Source organism: Deltaproteobacteria bacterium (genome assembly GCA_009930495.1).
Classification (GTDB): domain Bacteria; phylum Desulfobacterota; class Desulfovibrionia; order Desulfovibrionales; family Desulfomicrobiaceae; genus Desulfomicrobium.
In genome coordinates this window covers 1-2,079 of sequence record RZYB01000308.1, presented here as the reverse complement: position 1 = coordinate 2,079, position 2,079 = coordinate 1, and the positions used below count along the sequence as shown (strand labels likewise).

General features: G+C 64.3%; 1 protein-coding gene. It reads right to left on the bottom strand.

Features of this window, described 5'->3' with window-relative positions; genetic code table 11:
• Nucleotides 1-100 precede the first annotated feature (100 nt).
• A partial coding sequence (gene rnr / locus EOL86_14110; GenBank protein ID NCD26708.1) for a ribonuclease R occupies nucleotides 101-2,079 on the bottom strand: 1,979 nt, incomplete at its 5' end.

The window sequence follows — 2,079 nt, the reverse complement described above, 5'->3', positions numbered from 1 at the left end:
GAGGCTGGAAATTTTTCACTCAGCGCCGGCGATCCATTTTGGACCATTTTGGTCTGTGGCCATGCGTGGCATGACCATGAGTTTTTGCGGGGGAGTCCTTTCAGGGCAGGGTGAAATTGATTTCGACCCTCTCCAGACTGACCTGCTCCAGAATCACGTCCAGGCTTTGCCCCAGGCGGAAGGTTTTGCCGGTGCGTTGGCCCAGTAGATCCTGCCGTTCCGGATCGAAGACGTAATAATCATCCAACGTGGCCAGACGGACCAGCCCGTCCACGGGCATGGCCACGAGCTCCACCCAGAATCCGAATTCCGCCACTCCGGAAATGACCGCGCGCATGGTTTCGCCGACGCGGTCTTCCAGGGCCAGAATGGCGGCCCGCTTCTGAATCTCCCGCTCGGCCTCCATGGCTTTGCGTTCGCAGGCGTTGAGGCCGTCGCAAATGCCCTGCAACCGTTCCGGGTCCATGGTCTCGGCCTGACCGGCCAACAGGCGTTTCAAGGCGCGGTGGACCAATAAATCCGCATAGCGTCGGATGGGCGAGGTGAAATGGGCGTACGCCTCGGAAGCCAATCCGTAATGGCCGTCGTTGTCCGGTGAATATTGGGCCTGCATCATGGTGCGCAGAATGAGACGGCTGACCAGGTATTCCAGCTCCGAGCCCCGCGCCGCGTCGGCGATGCGCCGCAACCCGGCCCGGTCCGCCTCGGCCGGCAGACGATCGACCAACGCCGTGTGGGCCAGGGTGCGCAGCAAGATGTCCTGCTTGCGTTCGTCGGGCTGGGGATGGATGCGGTACGGGAAGACCCGCTCCCGGCTGCCCAGATATTCGGCCACGCGCTCGTTGGCCGCGATCATGAACTCCTCGATCAGTCTGTGGCTGAACAGGCGCACGCCGGCCAGAACCTCGATGACGCCGTCATGTTGGCGGACCTGGGCTTCGGGAATGTCGAAATCCAGGCAATCCCGCCCTTCCCGTCGGCGCATGAATATCCGGGCCAGTTCCGCGGCCTGGGTCAGCATGGGCAGAAGCGGTTGGACGGCCGCGTCCGGCGTGCCGTCCAGGGCAGCCTGGACCTGGTTGTACGTCAGCCGGGCCTGGCTTTGGATCACGGCGTTGTAGAACCGTGGCTGGCCGGGTTCGCCGTCGGCGGAATACACGGTGTCCACGACCATGGCCAGACGCGGCACGTCCGGGCGCAGGCTGCACAGACCGTTGGACAGGGCCTCGGGGAACATGGGCTCCACGGACAATGGAAAATAATACGAGTTGGCCCGCGCCACGGCTTCCCGGTCCAGGGCCGAACCTTCGGGCACGTAATGGGCCACGTCGGCGATGGCCACCACCAGACGGAAACCGCCGCCAACGCGTTCGACATACACGGCGTCGTCGAAATCCTTGGCTGTCTCGCCGTCGATGGTCACCAGGGCCAGGCCGCGCAGATCCTCGCGGCCGGCCCAGTCCGCCGGGCCGGGGGCGTCGGGCAGGTTTTCGGCCTCGCGCACGGCCTCCACCGGAAATTGTTCCGGAATCCCGTAGGCGGTTTTGACCAGCAATTCCTGGGTGGCCAAATCGCGTTCCTCGCCCAGACGCCGCAGGGCCGTGCAAAACCACAGGCCGTTGTCCCGTTCTTCCACGGGGGTCACGGTCAAAATGTCGCCCTTGTCCGGATCGACGAGGCTTGAGGTGTCCACCTCGCAGTAAAAAGGCATGCGGCTGTCCGTGGGATGGCAAAAATAGACTCCCTGCCGGATGCGCCGGCTGACGCGCACGACCAGCTCCCGCGTGCCGCGTTCGAGCACCTCCACCACCCGCGCCTCGGGCGCGTCCTTTTTGCGTTCGGCCACGATCACGGCCGCGACCCTGTCGCCGGGCCAGGCGTCGCCAAATTGGGACGGATGGACGAAGACGTCCTTTTTGGTCCGGTCCTCGGGAATCAGGTAGCCCACGCCGGAGCGGCGCACGTCCAGGGTGCCGATGAGGCGCGGCAGATTTTCGGGCAGGGCGTGGCTTTTGCCCACGGCAATGATTTCGCCGGCCCGGACCATCTGGGCCAGGGTGGATTTGATGCTTTTTTTCA